This window comes from Paraburkholderia sp. SOS3 (genome assembly GCF_001922345.1).
GTDB lineage: Bacteria > Pseudomonadota > Gammaproteobacteria > Burkholderiales > Burkholderiaceae > Paraburkholderia.
In genome coordinates this window covers 1,248,078-1,264,486 of sequence record NZ_CP018812.1, presented here as the reverse complement: position 1 = coordinate 1,264,486, position 16,409 = coordinate 1,248,078, and the positions used below count along the sequence as shown (strand labels likewise).

Genomic DNA, 16,409 nt, shown 5'->3' with positions numbered 1-16,409 from the left:
CATGCGTATTGCCCATTTCTTTATCGACCGCCCGCGCTTTGCGACGGTGGTCAGCGCCTTCCTGACCTTGATCGGCCTCGGCGCAATGTTCGTCTTGCCCGTCGCGCAGTATCCGGAAATCGTTCCGCCTACCGTACAGGTGACGACGACTTATCCGGGCGCGTCTGCCGAGACGATTGCGCGCACCGTTGCGACACCGCTCGAACAGCAGATCAACGGTGTCGAAAACATGCTCTATATGAGCAGCCAGTCGACCGGCGACGGCAAGCTGACCGTGACCGTGACGTTTCGCATCGGCACCGATCTGAACGTTGCGCAGATGCTCACGCAAAACCGGGTGCAGGATGCGCTGCCGCGCCTGCCAGACGACGTGCAGCGCCTCGGCGTGCAGGTCAGGAAATCGACGCCGAGTATTCTGCTCGCCGTCCACCTCGATTCGCCCGATAAGACGCGCGACACACTGTATCTGTCGAACTATGCGACGCTGCACGTGAAGGACGAACTCGCGCGCCTGCAAGGCGTCGGCGACGTGCAGTTCATCGGCGGCCGCGAGTACGCAATGCGTATCTGGGTCGACCCGGACAAGGTCGCCGCCAGCAATCTGACGGCCAGCGAAGTGCTCGCCGCGCTGCGCGCACAGAATCTGCAGGTGTCGGCCGGCGTGCTGAACCAGCCGCCGACGAAGAGCGACGCCGCCTATCAGATCAACGTCGAAGCGCTCGGCCGGTTGTCGACGCCCGATGAATTCGGCGACATCGTCGTGAAATCGGACCCGCAGGGGCGCGTCACGCGCATCCGCGATATCGCCCGCGTCGAAGTGGGTGCGGCCGACTACGGTTCGACCGCGTTCATGGACCGCAACCAGGCGGCCACGATGCTGATCTACGCGGAACCAGGCGCGAATTCTCTCGCGGTCGAGAAGGAAGTGCTGTCGACGATGCGCGGCCTCAGTAAAGACTTCCCGCCCGGCGTCGAGTACAAGATCATCTATGACCCGACGATCTTCATCGGCAAATCGGTCCACGAAGTGGTCGTCACGATCTTCGTCGCGATTCTGCTCGTGGTGGGCGTCGTGTTCGTGTTCCTGCAGAACTGGCGCGCGACGATCATTCCCGTCGTTGCGATTCCGGTTTCGTTGCTCGGCTCGTTTATCGTGCTTGCCACGTTCGGCATTTCGCTCAACAACCTGTCGCTATTCGGGCTCGTGCTGGCGGTGGGTATCGTGGTCGACGATGCGATCGTGGTGGTCGAGAACGTCGAGCGAAATATGCATGCGGGCATGTCGCCGACCGAAGCCGCGCACCGGACCATGGACGAAGTGGGCGGCGCGTTGCTGTCGATCGCGCTGACGCTTTGCGCGGTGTTCGTTCCGTCCGCATTCCTCAGCGGCATTTCGGGGCTGTTCTTCCGGCAGTTTGCGGTGACGATCGCGGCATCGACGGTCATTTCGTGCTTCGTCTCGCTCACGCTGAGCCCTGCGCTGTGCGCGGTGCTGTTCAAGCAGCGCGCGCCGCATGAAACCAACGGCGAGCAGCGCGGCAACGCTGTTTCGCGTTTGCTGCACGCCGGTTTTACACGGTTCAATCACGGCTTTGAAAGGCTCTCCTCCGGCTACGGCAAGCTCACGCGCCGCCTGGTTCGCGGCCTCACGGTGATGCTTGCGATCTACGTTGCGTTGATCGGCGTCGCCGCACTGGAGTTCGCGCACACGCCGACCGGCTTCATTCCGGAGCAGGACCAGGGCTATCTGATTACCGTCGTGCAATTGCCGCCCGGCGCATCGCTCGAGCGCACCGAGAAGGTGGTGCGCAGCGCAACGGACATCATCCTGTCGACGCGCGGCATCGAGCACGTCGCACCGTTTGTCGGGCTCGACGCGACCACGCTGACGGTCGCCTCGAATTCGGGAACGATCTTTTCCGGGTTGCCGTCGCTTTACAACCACGAGATACCGGGCCTGACCGCGGACGGCGTGCTCGCGGACCTGCGCAAGCGCCTGTCGGTCATCAAGGATGCCTACGTGCTGACGATTCCGCCGCCGCCCGTGCAAGGCATCGGCAATGCGGGCGGCTTCAAGATGATGCTCGAAGACCGCGCGGGCCTCGGTCCCGACGCACTCGTGCACGCAGCAAAGGATCTCGTCGCCGCGGCGAACAAGGACCCTGATTTTGCGGGCGTATTCACGCTATTCAACGCCGGGTCGCCTTCGGTATTCGCGGATATCGACCGCGTGAAGGCGGAGAAAGTCGGACTCACGCCGACCGACGTGTTCTCCACGTTGCAGGTATACCTCGGCTCGCAGTACGTGAACGACTTCAACTATCTGGGCCGCACGTACGAAGTCATCGTGCAGGGCGACGGCCAGTACCGGCGCGACGCGTCGGACATTACGCGGCTGAAGGCGCGCAACCAGGCTGGTGAGATGGTGCCGATCGGCACGGTCGCGAAGATGGAAACGCGCACGATTCCGTACCGCGTGCCGCGCTACAACCTGTACCCGGCCGCAGAAGTGCAAGGCGTGGCTGCACCGGGCGTCGCAACCGGCACGGCATTGCACCGGATGGAGGAGCTTGCGCACCAGGTGCTGCCGCAAGGCATCGGCTTCGAGTGGACCGAACTCGCGTACCAGCAGCAGCAACGCGGCACGCCCACGCTGCTCGTGTTCGGCGCCGCTGCGCTGTTCGTGTTCCTCGTGCTCGTCGCTCAGTACGAAAGCTGGAAGCTGCCGCTCTCGATCGTGCTGATCGTGCCGATGTGCATTCTCGCGTCGGTGACGGGCCTTGCGATTCGCGGCATGCCAATCGACATCCTCGCGCAGATCGGCTTCGTCGTGCTCGTCGGCCTTGCGGCAAAGAACGCGATTCTGATCGTCGAGTTCGCACGGCAAAAGCAGGACGAAGGCGACACGGCGGTGAATGCCGCCGTGCATGCGGCCCGTACGCGCCTGCGCCCGATCCTGATGACGTCGTTCGCGTTCATTCTCGGCGTCGCACCGCTCGCAGTCGCGACCGGTGCGGGCGCGGAAATGCGGCAGTCGCTCGGCACGGCTGTGCTGTTCGGCATGCTCGGCGTAACCGGCTTCGGCCTGCTGTTTACCCCGGCGTTTTATGTCTTCATTCGAAAATTCGGCCGCAAGGAGCGCACGTGATGGCTTTCGATTTCTTTGACGCGAAGCCGTTGCGTGCTTTGGAAACGATGCGCCCCGAAACATCGCCGCCGTCGCGTGTCCGGCTGCGCCGTGTCGGCGGCATCGCACCTGCGTTGATGCTTGCCGCGGTACTGTCGGGCTGCGCCGTCGGACCGGACTATGTGAAGCCGACCGAAAATCTCGCGCCGTTCCACAACAGGATCGAGACCGACCAGCAGGCGAAAACCGCCGCCCCGCCGCTCGATACATGGTGGACCGGCTTCAACGATCCCATGCTTGTCACGATTGTCCAGCGAGCACTCGCGCAAAACCTCGATCTCGCGGCGTCGATCGCGCGCGTGCAGCAAGCGCGTGCCGCTGCGTCGGCCGCGGGCGCGCAACTGCTGCCGACCGTCGACCTCGACGCGGCGGCGTCGATCGAGCATCAAAGCACCGTGAGTCCGTTCGGCTCGCTCGCGAAGACGTTCCCGGGCTACTCGCGCGATCAGCGCGAATATACGGTCGCGGCCGCGGCGAGCTGGGAAATCGATCTGTTCGGTGGTTTGCGGCGCGACGCCGCGGCCGCACGAAACGAGGCGCAAGCCGCGGAGGCGGAGCAGCTCGGCATACGCGTGACCGTCGCGGCCGATGCGGCCGATGCCTATATGCAAATCCGCGGCTTTCAGGCACGCCTTGCGGTCGCGCAGGATCAGATCGACACCGATACGCGTCTGCTCGAACTCGTGCGTGTGCGCCGTCGCGCGGGCGCGGCGACCGAACGCGAAATCGCGCAGGCCGACGCACTGCTGAAGCAGGCCCGAACGATCGTGCCGACGCTGCGTATTCAGCTCGAAGCGCAGTTGAACCGGCTCGACGTGCTGATGGGTGCGCAGCCCGGCACCTATGCGAAGGAACTGTCGCAGCCCGCCGCGATTCCGGGCATTCCGTCGATCGACGACAGCAGCCAGCCGGTCGACGTGCTGCGCCGCCGGCCCGACGTCATCGCCGCGGAACGGCGTCTTGCGGCATCGAATGAACGGATCGGCGCAGCGCTTTCCGACTATTACCCGAAGATTTCGATTTCCGGATTGCTCGGCGTCGACAGCATCACGTCAGGCGATCTGTTCACCTCGCGTGCATTCCAGCCCGCGGTGACAGGCGGATTGCGCTGGCGCCTGTTCGACTTCGGCAAGGTCGACGCCGAAGTGGCTGACGCACGCGGTGCAAACGCGCAAGCGCTCGCACAGTATCGCCAAACGGTGTTGAAAGCCGCGGAAGATGTCGAGAACGCGTTTACGGCGCTATCGCAGACCGAAGCGCGCCGTCATGAGGTCGAAGACGAAGTCGCGGCGCTGACGAAGTCTCGCGATCTTTCCGAGCGCGCCTACAAGGCAGGCGCGATCACGCTGACCGACGTGCTCGACGCGGACCGCGAATTGCTGTTCGCACGCGACGACCTCGACGGCACACGGGCCGATGCGGCACGCGCGGCCGTGACGACGTTCCGTGCGCTCGGCGGCGGGTGGAAAGTCGATGCGGTGCCGCAAATCGCAAGCGGCGACGGCACTAAAAAGGCTGATCCCGCGCACTAACGCTCGCGGCACGCTCAACGCCACGGCAAAGGGGCTTCGAATCTTCGAAGCCCCTTTGCCTATGCTTCACGAGATCAGCGACTTGCGCGCCTCGCGCAAAATCGATGCGGACAGCGCTTCATCGTTCACCATGCGCGCAACGCTCATCGCGCCGATCATCGTCGACAGCATGACCCATGCTTTCTTTCGCGCCGCGGCTGCCGGCATGTCGGTCAACTGAGAGGCGATCAGTTCGGCAAGGTCGACGAGCGAGCGGGTCGCAACCTGACGAACTTCTTCCGTGCCGCGCGCGAGTTCGCCCGACAGCGCGACGAACGGACAGCCGTCTACGACGTTCTCGAGGTGTTCGGGCGATAGATAGCGATCGACAATCGCCTTGACGCCGCGATTCGCGGGTGTGGCCTGCAATGCGGATTCAAGCGTTTCCTGCAGCGCATCGGCGGCAAGCGCGACCGATTCCTGCACGACCTGGTCCTTCGACGAGAAGTGCTTGTAAAAGCCGCCGTGCGTGAGTCCGGCCTCGCCCATGAAGTCGGCAAGGCCCGTGTTGCCGATGCCCTGCAAACGAAATTTTCCCGACGCCGCTTCAACGATCCGCTGCCGCGTTTCAGCGGTCTCCAGTCTTGACTTTCTCATTGCCTGCAATCTCCAAACAAAGCTCCGGATTCTCGGTGCTCCGGTTTCTTAGATTATATATACCATCCAATCTGCGCGGCATAGTAATTGCGGAAGCACGGTTCCGTTCTGTGTTGAGCCCTGGCACTTGAATAGAACATCCCATTGAATGGCTTATCTGGAGAAACCATGCATATCGTCTGTCACATGATGTCGTCGCTCGATGGCCGCAGCCTTACCGATGGCTGGCATCTCGACTTTGCAAGCCCCTGCTACGAAGAAACAGCCGCAAGCTTCAAGGCCGACGCGTGGGCCTGCGGCCGCGTGACGATGCAGGAGATTTCACACGGCGGCGACTATCCGCGCGGTCTGGCAAAGCAGCCGATCGAGCGCACCGACCGTTTCGTCAGACGCGACGCGAGCCAATATGCGATTTCGATCGATCCAAACGGACGCGTTGCATGGAAAAGCGATACCGCGCTCGATTCGCATGTCGTCGAAGTGCTTTCCGAAAACGTGGACGACGATTATCTTGCGCACCTGCAATCGATCGGCGCGTCGTATCTGTTCGGCGGCAGCGGCGATATCGAACTGAAGCGCGTCGTCGATACGCTCGAGCGCGAGCTGCAGATACGAAAGCTGATCGTCGAAGGCGGCGGCCATGTATCCGGCGCCTTCGTCAATGCGGGGCTCGCCGATGAAGTGAGCGTGCTCGTCATCCCGCTCGTCGACGGTCGCGAGGCCCATACGTCTTCGTTCGAAGTGTCGATGGAAAAATGGAAAAAGCCCGCGTATTTGCGGCTCGATTCTGTCGAGCGGCTCGATAACGACGTCGTCTGGCTCCGCTACGGGCGCAAGGCGTGATCCGGTCCAACGAAGCGCATTCCGGCAAATCCCGTTCGCGCTTTATTGGCTTTCAGCGTGTTATCCAGCGATTTGATAAGCTTGATCGCCGTACCTGCATCGAGGTAGCGGCAAGGAGACTTTAAACATGCCCCCATCATCCGATTACGAGCCGCCGAAGGTCTGGACATGGTCCAGGGAAAACGGCGGTCATTTCTCGAGTATCAATCGCCCCGTCTCCGGATCGACGCACGACAAGGCGTTGCCGGTCGGCAAGCATCCGCTTCAGCTTTACTCGCAAGGCACACCGAACGGCGTCAAGGTCACGGTAATGCTAGAGGAACTGCTTGCACGCGGTCATCGCGGCGCCGAGTACGATGCGTGGCTTATCAGGATCAACAACGGCGATCAGTTCGGCAGCGGCTTTGTCGATATCAATCCGAATTCGAAGATTCCCGCGCTTGTCGATCGCAGCGGCCCTGCGCCCGTGCGTGTATTCGAATCCGGCGCAATCTTGCTGCATCTGGCTGAGAAATTCGGCGAGTTTCTGCCGAAAGACGCCGCCGGGCGGGCCGAGTGCATGTCGTGGCTTTTCTGGCAGGTAGGCAGTGCGCCGTATGTGGGCGGCGGTTTCGGCCATTTCTATGCGTACGCGCCGTCGAAGATGGAATACCCGATCGATCGCTTCACGATGGAAACGAAGCGACTGCTCGATGTGCTGGACAGACGCCTCGCGGAACACGAATACATGGCCGGCAGCGAATACACGATTGCCGATATCGCGATCTGGCCTTGGTTTGGCGGACTCGTTAAAAACCGGCTTTACGATGCCGCCGAATTCCTTTCGGCAAGCGACTATAAACACGTGCAGCGCTGGGCCGATGCAATCGACCGCCGTCCGGCCGTGCAGCGCGGGCGCATGGTCAACCGCATCTCGGGTGATCCTTCGAGCCAACTGCACGAGCGTCACGACGCATCCGACTTCGAAACGCGCACGCAAGACAAGTTGTCGATAGAAACGTAAAGCGCTGAAGCCCGTTCAATCGGGCTCGCAATGCAATGGCATTCGAAGCAGACGCCATTGCATTGCCACTGTCACTGCACACACTATCCCTCGCCCTTTGCGGCATTGCTCCGGTTTAAATCTGCAGTTCCTCGAAGCGCCCCCGCTCGTCAACGACGATGCAGAGTCCCGAAGCGCTGATACGTCACAGTACGCCAAGGCCGCGTCGGGTACGCGGCCTTTTCACATCTGAACCATCGCTCCGGCACGCCGGCAAATGCGGGTAATCCCGGATTCTGCAGTGTCTGCGCGCGCCCTACGATTCAGCCAACGCAATTACAGAACATCGTTCTGTCTAACAGAACGATGTGAAATCCCCAAGGAAACCTCCCTCGATGACCGCTCTTCCTCTCTCGGGCATCCGTGTACTGGATCTGTCGAACGTCCTGTCCGGGCCCTTCTGCACCTATCAGCTCGCGTTGCTCGGCGCCGGCGTGATCAAGATCGAAAACCCCGACGGCGGCGATCTAGCGCGTCGTTTAGGCGCCGACCCGGGCGCGTCCGCGCGCAACATGGGCGCGTCGTTCGTCGCAGTCAACGCCGGTAAGGAATCGATCACGCTGAACCTGAAGCACGATTCGGCGAAAGACATCCTGCGCAAACTCGCGCGCGACGCTGACGTGCTCGTCGAAAATTTTCGCCCCGGCGTGATGGATCGCCTCGGCCTCGGGGCGCAGTCGCTGCTCGCACTGAATCCGCGCCTCGTGTATTGCGCGATTTCCGGCTTCGGCAGCGACGGCCCGCTCGCGCATCGTCCTGCTTACGATCAGATTATCCAGGGCATGTCGGGCACGATGAGCGTGACCGGCGACGCCGGATCGGCGCCGCTGCGTGTCGGCTATCCGGTGACCGATACGGTCGGCGGCATCAGCGCGGCCCTCGCGATCTGCGCTGCCGTGCTCGCCGCGCAACGCACAGGCGAAGGACGAATCATCGATGTGTCGATGCTCGAAGCGTCGCTGTCGACGATGGGTTGGGTCGTCTCGAACTACCTTAACGCAGGCGTCGAACCCAAACCGATGGGCAACGAAAATTTCACGGCTGCACCGTCCGGCACTTTCGATTGCGGCGACGGCAAGCTCAACATCGCGGCTAACGAAACCAAACAGTTCGTCGCGCTGTGCAACGTGATCGAGCGGCCGGAACTCGCTCACGACGTGCGCTTTCGCGAGCGCGACACGCGCAAACGCCATCGCGCCGAACTCAAGCACGAGATCGAAGCCGCGTTGCGTACCGACACCGCGGCCAATTGGGAAGCACGCCTGAGCGCCGCCGGTGTGCCGGCGGGATTGGTGTTGAGTGTTCCGCAAGCGGTTTCTCAACCGCAAATCGCGGGCCGGCAATTTATCCATGAATTGCCCGATGGCGAATCCGTGCAACGCGTTACCCGCGCCGGCTATCGCTTTCTCGATGCGCAAGGCGCGACGCTCGAAGGCGGTCCCGCGAGACGTGCGCCTTACTTGTCGGAGCACACGCAAGCGCATCTTCAGCAGTTGGGATTCGACGCGGATGCGATCGCACAGCTGAAAAACGAAGGCGCGATCTGAACATCGCACGCCAACGAAAAACCGACCGGAGACACGAGGCAGACATGAAACAGACATTGACCGCGGATGCGCTTCCCGAGCCCGCACCAACCACCTCGAGCGTGCGGGCCGAAACCGGACGCGACGTCGCCGCACGCGATATCGTCGCGCGCCTCGACCGGCTGCCTGCCACGCGCCATATCTGGACCATCGTATTTCTGCTGTCGCTTGGCGGCAGCTTCGAGTTCTACGATCTGTTCATGACCGGCTATATCGCCCCCGGCCTTACCGAAAGCGGCCTGTTCGTGAAGACGTCGACGTCGATCTTCGCAATGAACAGCATCGCCGCATTCGTTGCCGCAACCTTCATCGGGCTTTTTATCGGCACGATGGGGCTCGGTTTCCTTGCCGATCGTTTCGGGCGCCGCAAGATATTCGTCGTTGCATTGCTCGGCTATACGGCCGCCAGCGTGCTAATGGCGTTCCAGCGTAGCGCCGTCGAAGTCAATCTGTTCCGTCTGCTGGCCGGCATCGGACTCGGCATCGAGATGGTGACGATCAATACGTACGTCGCAGAACTGATGCCGAAAGATCTGCGTGGTCGCGCTTTCGCGATCACGCAGGTTGTGCCCTATCTTGCTGTGCCGATCGTTGCGTTGATGTCGTGGTGGCTCGTGCCGCAGCAGCCACTAGGCATCGACGGGTGGCGGTGGGTGGTGCTCGCGGGCGCGATCGGCGCGGCGCTGATCTGGATCATCCGCCTCGGCATTCCGGAGAGCCCGCGCTGGCTCGTCTCGCGAGGCCGTCTCGCCGAAGCGGAACGCGTCACGAGACAGATCGAACAGGTCGTCGAACGCCAATATGGCCGGGCGTTGCCGCCGCCCGCGCCGCGCGAACACGCCGCGCCCACCGTCGAGCGACGCTTTCGCGACATCCTGAAAGCGCCTTATTTGAAGCGCACGATCATGATGTCGCTGTTCAACGCGGTCCAGGTGATCGGTTTCTACGGTTTCAGCAACTGGGTTCCGTCGCTGCTGACGAGCAAGGGCATCGGCCTCGTCCACAGCCTGCAGTACTCGTTTCTGATGTCGATTGCGTTGCCGCTCGGCCCGGCGCTGTTTTTCTTCTTTGCCGATCGCATCGAACGAAAATGGAGCCTTGTCGGCGCATCGGGCGTAGCGGCCGCATTCGGCCTCGCGTTCGCGAATCAGACCGGCACGGCGGGCCTGATCGTGTTCGGCTTCTGCATGAACCTTGCGCTTACCGTGCTGACGTACTCGTTCCAGACGTACCAATCGGAGCTCTATCCGACCGAGGTTCGCGCGCGCGCGATCGGCTTCGTCTATTCATGGAGCCGGCTGAGCGCGATCTTTTCCGGTTTTATCGTCGCGTTCTGCCTGCGCGAATTCGGCGCGACGGGCGTGTTTTACATGATCACCGGGTGCATGGTGTTCGTCATGCTGCTGATCGGCATCATGGGGCCACGCACGAAAGAGCTCGCGCTCGAAGACATCAACCGCTGAACAACGCACCGCCGAGGATTTTTTGTCATGACTTCCCCGCAGGATTTCGCCGCACTCGCCGCCGACTACTGGAGCACGTCGATCGTCGATATTCACCCCGGCTCGATCAGGGTACGCGGCTACCCGATTCAGGACCTGATCGGCTCGATCAGCTTCCCGCAGATGATCTGGCTGATGTTGCGCGGCGATTTGCCGAGCGACGGCGAGGCCCGTCTGCTCGAAGCAGCGCTTGTCGCCTCGGTCGATCATGGTCCGCATGCGCCGTCGATTGCGATTTCGCGAATGGCCGTAAGCTGCGGCCTGCCGTTGAACGGCGCGATGGCCTCCGCGCTCAACACGCTCGATGACGTTCACGGCGGCGCGGGACAGCAGGCCGTCGAACTGTTTCATGCCATCGAGCGCACCGAAGCGCAAGGTGCAACGCTAGAAGAAGCTGTCGTGAAAGAGGTCGACGCATTCAACGCCGCACATGGCAAATACCTGCCGGGATTCGGCCATCGCTTTCATCCAGTCGATCCGCGCGCGGGCCGTCTGCTGCATCTGGTCGACGCAGCGGCTGCAGACAGAGTCGTGTCCGGTCGCTACGCCACGATTGCGCGCGGCGTCGAAGCATTGCTCGAAGCACGCAAAGGCCGCACGATTCCGATGAATATCGATGGCGCGACAGGCGTGATCTATGCAGAACTCGGCTTCGAGCCCGAGCTTGCGCGCGGCATTTTCTGCCTGTCGCGCGCGGTCGGCATTCTGTCGCATGCATGGGAACAGCGCGGCCGCGCCGAGCGTAACAAGGGGCCGATGCCGCGGCAGATGCCGTACAGGTACACGGGTGCGCCCGCGCGCCATCTCGACGGAGAGCAGCAATGAGCTGGAATCCGGTCCCGCCGACCGTTAAAACGGTCGCGCATACCGCGATGCCGGATGCGCTGCGCAAACACGGCATGGTGTCCGAATGGTCTCGCGCGAACAAGGGCGGCGAGCCAATCGATTGCTTTATCGAAGGCCCGTGCTTCGATCCGGACGGTAACCTGTATATCGTCGATATTCCGCACGGGCGCATTTTCCAGATTACGCCGTCGCTCGAATGGCGCGTCATTGCGGCCTACGACGGCGAGCCTAACGGCCTCGCATGGCATCCGCAACATCAGCTGATCATCGCCGACTATAAAAATGGCGTGATGAAGCTCGACCCCGAGCGAGGCGAAGTGAAGCCGCTGCTTGCGCGGCGTAACAGCGAGCGGTTCAAGGGCGTCAACGATCTGATCGTCGCGCGTAACGGCGACATCTATTTCACGGACCAGGGGCAAACGGGTTTGCACGATCCAACGGGACGCGTGTTTCGCCTGACGGCCGAAGGACGCCTCGACTGCCTGCTCGACAACGGCCCGAGTCCGAACGGACTTGTGCTCGACGGCAAGGAGAAGGTGTTATTCGTAGCGATGACGCGCGATAACGCGGTCTGGCGCCTGCCGCTGCTGCCCGACGGCAGCACGAGCAAGGTCGGCCGGTTCGCGCAGTTCTATGGTACGAGCGGTCCCGATGGCCTGACGATCGACGCGCACGGCAATCTGTTCGTCGCGCATGCCTCGCTTGGCGCGGTGTTCGTGTTGAATGCGCATGGCGAGCCGCTTGCGAAAATCGAATCGTGCGCGGGGCGCACGATCACGAACGTGACCTTCGACGGACCGGGGCAGCGCACGCTATTCATCACCGATTCGAGCACGGGTTCGGTGCTGCGCGCCGACTGGAACGCGCACCGCGCGTTCACGGCGCCCCGGCCGGCGTAGAATTGCGCCGTTATCGTTTCGGTTACTTTCGTTCGCTAGCCATGGTTTCCTCCAGCCGCGTGTCCGACGACGCCACCGCGGCGCCCTCGACTTCCCCCGACGGCGTCGCGGCACTCGATCGTGCCTTTGCCATCCTCTTCGCGTTCCGCCCCGACGACAAGGGACTTTCGCTTGCCGAGCTCGCGACACGAACCGGCCTCTACAAGAGCACGATCTTGCGGCTGATTGCGTCGCTGACACACCACCGTATGCTGTTGCGTTCCGACGATGGGCGCTACCTGATCGGGCCTGCCGCATTGCAACTCGGCGCGCTCTATCAGCGCGGCCTGCAGCTGGCCGACGTCGTTTTGCCGTTGATGCGCGCGTTGCGCGACGAATGCAACGAAAGCGTGTCGTTCTATGTACGGCGTCAGGATTTGCGCGTGTGCCTGCATCGTGTCGATACGACGCATACGATTCGCGACCACGTTCGCGAAGGCGATGTGCTGCCGATGGAAAAAGGCTCGGGCGGGCGGGTTCTCAATGCATTCAGTGGCGCCCGCGGAGAGCTATACGACCGGATTCGCCGCGACGGCTATTACATTTCGATCGGCGAGCGCGACAGCGAAACGGCCGGTATTTCGACGCCGGTGTTTTCCGCCGCTCAGCCGCTCGCGGGCTCATTCACGTTAGCGGGGCCGCGCCCGCGCGTCGATGAAGCGTTGCTCAAGGGCATGCGCGTTTCAATGCTTGAATCGTCGATCAAGGCAAGCGAGTTGCTCGGCGGCGACGCACAAGCACTACGCGCCGCGCTTGCATTGATCGACGGCAAGAAGGCGCGCAACCGGCAAAAGTCATGAGGCACAAGCCGGGCGCACGACGGCCTTTGAGGCTGCCGGCGCTCGGTGTTCTAGAAGCGCGTGCGCATACCGATGGTCGCCGCGACCTGGTTGCCCGTCGAAGACTGCGCGAGGCCATTGATAAACGCGCCTTCGAACGCCGAGCCTTCCGCACCGTACGCATGCTCGTAAGCACCTTCCGCATAGACATCGGTGCGCTTGCTCAGCGAATAATCGGCCATCAGCGTGACCTGATGCCACTTCGGATCGGCCGAACCGGTGGCGCCGCTGAAGGCGCCTTGTGTGAACGTATAAGCGCCCGCCAGCGAGATTGCCGGCGTCACCGCGTAGTGCACGTTGACTTCATCGTTATCGAAGTGCAGCGTATCGAACGGTTGCTGGATCGCTGAATTCGCACCGGGCTGCGTGTTCTCGAACAGCGTATGCGTCCACAGCAGGCCGACGACGGCCGGGCCGATCGTATAGTTGCCGCCGGCGCCCATCACGCGCTGACGCGCGGCAGGGAAATTGACGAAGTCGTTGTTCGAAACGGCGCCGGTGCCGTTGAGCGAACCGTTATTGAGCTGCAAATATGCCGCTGCGAGGTTGATCGGACCGATGCTGTATGTCAGACCGACGCTATACGCGCGATTGTCCGAGAAGCCACCGGCCGTGTTGCTGAAGCCATAAAGCGCTTCACCGGTCAGGCCGCGGTACGTCGGGCTGACATATTTGACAGAATTGTCGATGTAGAACGAGTCGTCGACGTTATCGTTATCGAACGGGTGAGCGGCGAGGTTGTTGCCGTCGCCATTGTTCGCAAGCGCGATCGGGCCGAGCACGTCGACAACGGAGTCGTATTGACGGCCGAGCGTCAGCGTGCCGTACTGGTCGTGCTGAAGGCCGACGAACGCCTGGCGGCCGAATATCGTGTTCGCATAAGTGGTTTTGCCGTTCTGGATATTGAAGCCGTTTTCGAGGCGGAAGATCGCATGCAGGTTGCCGCCAAGGTCTTCGCTGCCTTTCAAGCCCCACACTTCATTCGACAACATGCTGCTTTGTTCCTGCCATGCGCTGCTGCCGCCCTGGTTGTTCGTATAGACAATACCGGTGTCGATCAAACCATAAAGGGTGACGCTGCTTTGCGCATGAGCCGCCACGGCGAAAACGGACAAAGCAGCTGCGCCGATAATTTTCTTTTTCACTGAATCCCCAACAGAAATAAAGCCGGGCGCGCGTTGCCCGGGTACATCGGAATGTCCCGATGACGCCCTGCTTATTTGACAAGCGTGTTCAACGAAAGGCCGCCCGTACGATCGCGATACGTCCGTTTGAATACGAGCGGCAGGTCGCCGCCGCTGACGAAGTCGGTCTCGCTGACCGTCGTCACGCCGGTCGCCGGATGCACCGGGTCGGCGATTGCGAATAAAGTCCGAAACACGACGCATCGCCCGAACCGGCGTGCACATCCGTTGCGAATGCAGCGATCAAACCAGCCGCCAGTACATGTACGGCGCGCAGGCACGCGCGATTCAGCTACCCTCGGTCAACCATGATTTCTCCAGATTCATTGTTCGATTTCCCTGTGGTGAACAGGTACGTCAAACATATCGAGAGAAACGGGTTTTGAATCTACGAACGCGCTGATTCGGGTGCAGAAAGGTCTGCAATGCGTAGCGGTAAGGAACGAGGCAAGAGGGCGACGGAGGGAATCGCACGCCTGAGTCAGAGATCAGCTACTTAGCTTCCGGAAAGCACTCATATGCCGGACCAGCCCCTGCTTGTCGCCAAGCTGCTCCTTGACAAGTGCAAGGTTGTGATGCGCGTCGGCATAATTCGGGTTGATCTCGAGAGACCGCGCGTAACTCCGCTCGGCATCCTTGAGCCTCCCGAGCAGTTCAAGCGCAACCGCCCGGTTAAAGTGAAGAACGGCATCTTCAGGAAAATGCCCGATCGCTTCGTCAAAGACGGCTAACGCATCCAGACAACGCCCTTCGTCCTCGCACAGCAACGCACCGAGGTCGACGTACGCACCATAGAACGGCAAAGGCGAAACCGCCAGCGCTTTCCGATAAGCGTGCTCTGCTTCGTCGGCTTCCCCATCGGCCGCCAGTTGATCCGCAAGCGCATACCACTCGTGCGCCTGCGCGCGAGCGTCTTTCTTCGCAGGAGACGCGTCGAGAAAAACCACATCGCCTTTGATATCCGCAACCTCGAAATCGAAAGCGAGCTGCCCCGTGTTCGCATCCCACTGCGACGGGCCGGTCCTGACCATGATCGTGTTGCCGAGCGCGCTCACGCGTATGCCGGAAAGCGGAATTTCGTCGGGAAGTTGCGTGCGCAAGCGTGCGAGCGCAGCGAGAATCTTGCGCGAGGAAATCCGCGCCGATTGCAGCTGAAACGCGGTACGCAGAAGCACGACATCCTGAAACGTGAAGCGCAGCTCGTTGCGCGGCCCACGCGCCGGTGTAACGAAGCCCTCGTCGATCAGGCCCGCGAGCACGCTGCGCGACACGCCGAGCAACGACTGGAGCTTCCGTACCGATATGTCGTGGCGGTTGTTCTTCTGCTTCACTTGCGAGCACGGACCTTGGCCGGAGCCGCTGCGGACGGAGCCGCCGCTTTCGCCGCCCGCTGCGCGGGTTTCCTCGCGCGCGGCGCCGGCATTTCGGTCACCTGAGCCTCCTCCGCCGCCTTACGCGCAACGGGCTTTTGCCGGGCACCGCCACCGCCGCCCTTCGACAGGCTCGCGCGCAACGCTTCCATCAGATCGATCACCTGGCCGCCGGACTCGCTCTCCACCGGTTCGTTGGACACGATCTCCTTGCCCTCGATTTTCCGATCGATCGCAGCGAGAATCCGCTTCTTCTCTTCATTCTCGTAGGCGGCCGGGTCGTAGTGATCCTCGGTGCCCTGCTCGATAATCTGCAATGCAAGCTTGAGTTCCGCGGCGGACACGGGCACATGCTCGATATGCAAATCGGCAAGCGAGCGCACTTCGTCGGCAAACAGCAGTTGCTGGAAAATAAGGCCGTTTTCCGTCGGGCGGATCAGTACGATGTGTGTTTTACCCTTTGAGGCCCATTTCGCCAATGCGCCGCGCTCACTTTCGAGCAGTGCCTGCTGCAGCAGGCTATACGGCTTGCCGCCGCGTTTATCGGGCGCAATGAAATACGCCTTGTCGTAGTAAAGGGGATCGACGGATTTTTCAGGAATGAAAGCAACGATTTCCACGACGTGGCTCGCGCTATCCTCGAGTGCCTTCAATTCGTCTGCAGTAAATACGACGAACCGGTCCTTTTCGAACTCGTAGCCCTTGTTCATCGCCCCGCGCTCGACGATCTGGCCAGTCGCCTCCGAAATGTACTGCTGCTTGACCCGCGAGCCGTCCGGCGCAAGCAGATTGAAGCGGACGTCCGCCGAACTCTCGGTTGCGGAGTAAAGCTTCACAGGTATTGAAACAAGACCGAAAGACAGAGAAAGCGATGCGATCGAGCGCGCAGGCATGGGCTTCTCCT

Annotated in this window: 14 protein-coding genes; 9 read left to right on the top strand and 5 right to left on the bottom strand. The window is 61.7% G+C overall.

What is annotated here, in order from left to right; all coding sequences use genetic code 11:
• Nucleotide 1: 1 nt before the first annotated feature.
• On the top strand, nt 2-3,148 hold the full coding sequence (locus BTO02_RS25660) for an efflux RND transporter permease subunit (RefSeq protein WP_075159971.1): 3,147 nt from the start codon (nt 2-4) through the stop codon (nt 3,146-3,148).
• Nucleotides 3,149-3,264: 116 nt separating this feature from the next.
• Nucleotides 3,265-4,719: an efflux transporter outer membrane subunit gene (locus BTO02_RS25655; protein WP_075161378.1), complete on the top strand. Its 1,455-nt coding sequence runs from the start codon at nt 3,265-3,267 to the stop codon at nt 4,717-4,719.
• A gap of 66 nt (nt 4,720-4,785) precedes the next feature.
• Here the strand turns inward: BTO02_RS25655 and BTO02_RS25650 are convergent, their stop codons facing one another.
• Nucleotides 4,786-5,355 carry a TetR/AcrR family transcriptional regulator gene (locus BTO02_RS25650; protein ID WP_075159970.1) on the bottom strand — a complete coding sequence of 190 codons (570 nt, stop codon included), beginning with the start codon at nt 5,353-5,355 and terminating at the stop codon, nt 4,786-4,788.
• A gap of 168 nt (nt 5,356-5,523) precedes the next feature.
• Between BTO02_RS25650 and BTO02_RS25645 the strand changes: the two genes are divergently transcribed.
• The 7 genes from BTO02_RS25645 to BTO02_RS25615 all read left to right on the top strand — a co-directional run bounded on the left by BTO02_RS25645 (nt 5,524) and on the right by BTO02_RS25615 (nt 12,912).
• Nucleotides 5,524-6,198, top strand: coding sequence for a RibD family protein (locus BTO02_RS25645; RefSeq protein WP_075159969.1), 675 nt, complete (start codon nt 5,524-5,526; stop codon nt 6,196-6,198).
• A 127-nt stretch (nt 6,199-6,325) separates the two neighbouring features.
• The gene (yghU, locus tag BTO02_RS25640; RefSeq protein ID WP_075159968.1) at nt 6,326-7,201 is read left to right on the top strand and encodes a glutathione-dependent disulfide-bond oxidoreductase; all 876 of its coding nucleotides are present in this window, start codon (nt 6,326-6,328) and stop codon (nt 7,199-7,201) included.
• Nucleotides 7,202-7,575: 374 nt separating this feature from the next.
• Nucleotides 7,576-8,787: a CaiB/BaiF CoA transferase family protein gene (locus BTO02_RS25635; protein ID WP_075159967.1), complete on the top strand. Its 1,212-nt coding sequence runs from the start codon at nt 7,576-7,578 to the stop codon at nt 8,785-8,787.
• Between the two features lie 44 nt (nt 8,788-8,831).
• Nucleotides 8,832-10,289: an MFS transporter gene (locus BTO02_RS25630; protein ID WP_075159966.1), complete on the top strand. Its 1,458-nt coding sequence runs from the start codon at nt 8,832-8,834 to the stop codon at nt 10,287-10,289.
• 27 nt (nt 10,290-10,316) lie between these two features.
• Complete coding sequence (locus BTO02_RS25625; RefSeq protein ID WP_075159965.1) at nt 10,317-11,153, top strand: citryl-CoA lyase; 837 nt, start codon at nt 10,317-10,319, stop codon at nt 11,151-11,153.
• Nucleotides 11,150-12,073 (top strand): SMP-30/gluconolactonase/LRE family protein, encoded by a 924-nt coding sequence (locus tag BTO02_RS25620; protein WP_075159964.1) that lies wholly within the window; start codon nt 11,150-11,152, stop codon nt 12,071-12,073. Before BTO02_RS25625 ends, BTO02_RS25620 begins: the two co-directional genes overlap by 4 nt.
• Nucleotides 12,074-12,114: 41 nt before the next feature.
• Entirely contained in the window at nt 12,115-12,912 is a 798-nt protein-coding gene (locus BTO02_RS25615) for an IclR family transcriptional regulator (protein WP_075159963.1), read from the top strand.
• A gap of 50 nt (nt 12,913-12,962) precedes the next feature.
• On the opposite strand, the gene BTO02_RS25610 is transcribed toward BTO02_RS25615, so the two are convergent.
• The 4 genes from BTO02_RS25610 to ku all read right to left on the bottom strand — a co-directional run bounded on the left by BTO02_RS25610 (nt 12,963) and on the right by ku (nt 16,398).
• Entirely contained in the window at nt 12,963-14,096 is a 1,134-nt protein-coding gene (locus BTO02_RS25610; protein ID WP_075159962.1) for a porin, read from the bottom strand.
• A gap of 71 nt (nt 14,097-14,167) precedes the next feature.
• The gene (locus BTO02_RS34465; RefSeq protein ID WP_156883984.1) at nt 14,168-14,332 is read right to left on the bottom strand and encodes a DUF6531 domain-containing protein; all 165 of its coding nucleotides are present in this window, start codon (nt 14,330-14,332) and stop codon (nt 14,168-14,170) included.
• 291 nt (nt 14,333-14,623) lie between these two features.
• Nucleotides 14,624-15,466, bottom strand: a complete 843-nt coding sequence (locus BTO02_RS25605) for a tetratricopeptide repeat protein (RefSeq protein WP_075159961.1) — start codon at nt 15,464-15,466, stop codon at nt 14,624-14,626.
• Entirely contained in the window at nt 15,463-16,398 is a 936-nt protein-coding gene (gene ku / locus BTO02_RS25600; protein WP_075159960.1) for a non-homologous end joining protein Ku, read from the bottom strand. Before ku ends, BTO02_RS25605 begins: the two co-directional genes overlap by 4 nt.
• Between the last annotated feature and the right edge of the window lie 11 nt (nt 16,399-16,409).

Coding starts and splice junctions, on each gene's coding strand:
- BTO02_RS25645 (WP_075159969.1), top strand. CDS start 5,524: ATGCATATCGTCTGTCACATGATGTCGTCGCTCGATGGCCGCAGCCTT.
- BTO02_RS25655 (WP_075161378.1), top strand. CDS start 3,265: ATGCTTGCCGCGGTACTGTCGGGCTGCGCCGTCGGACCGGACTATGTG.
- ku (WP_075159960.1), bottom strand. CDS start 16,398: ATGCCTGCGCGCTCGATCGCATCGCTTTCTCTGTCTTTCGGTCTTGTT.
- BTO02_RS25630 (WP_075159966.1), top strand. CDS start 8,832: ATGAAACAGACATTGACCGCGGATGCGCTTCCCGAGCCCGCACCAACC.
- BTO02_RS25650 (WP_075159970.1), bottom strand. CDS start 5,355: ATGAGAAAGTCAAGACTGGAGACCGCTGAAACGCGGCAGCGGATCGTT.
- BTO02_RS25660 (WP_075159971.1), top strand. CDS start 2: ATGCGTATTGCCCATTTCTTTATCGACCGCCCGCGCTTTGCGACGGTG.
- BTO02_RS25615 (WP_075159963.1), top strand. CDS start 12,115: ATGGTTTCCTCCAGCCGCGTGTCCGACGACGCCACCGCGGCGCCCTCG.
- yghU (WP_075159968.1), top strand. CDS start 6,326: ATGCCCCCATCATCCGATTACGAGCCGCCGAAGGTCTGGACATGGTCC.
- BTO02_RS25620 (WP_075159964.1), top strand. CDS start 11,150: ATGAGCTGGAATCCGGTCCCGCCGACCGTTAAAACGGTCGCGCATACC.
- BTO02_RS25625 (WP_075159965.1), top strand. CDS start 10,317: ATGACTTCCCCGCAGGATTTCGCCGCACTCGCCGCCGACTACTGGAGC.
- BTO02_RS25635 (WP_075159967.1), top strand. CDS start 7,576: ATGACCGCTCTTCCTCTCTCGGGCATCCGTGTACTGGATCTGTCGAAC.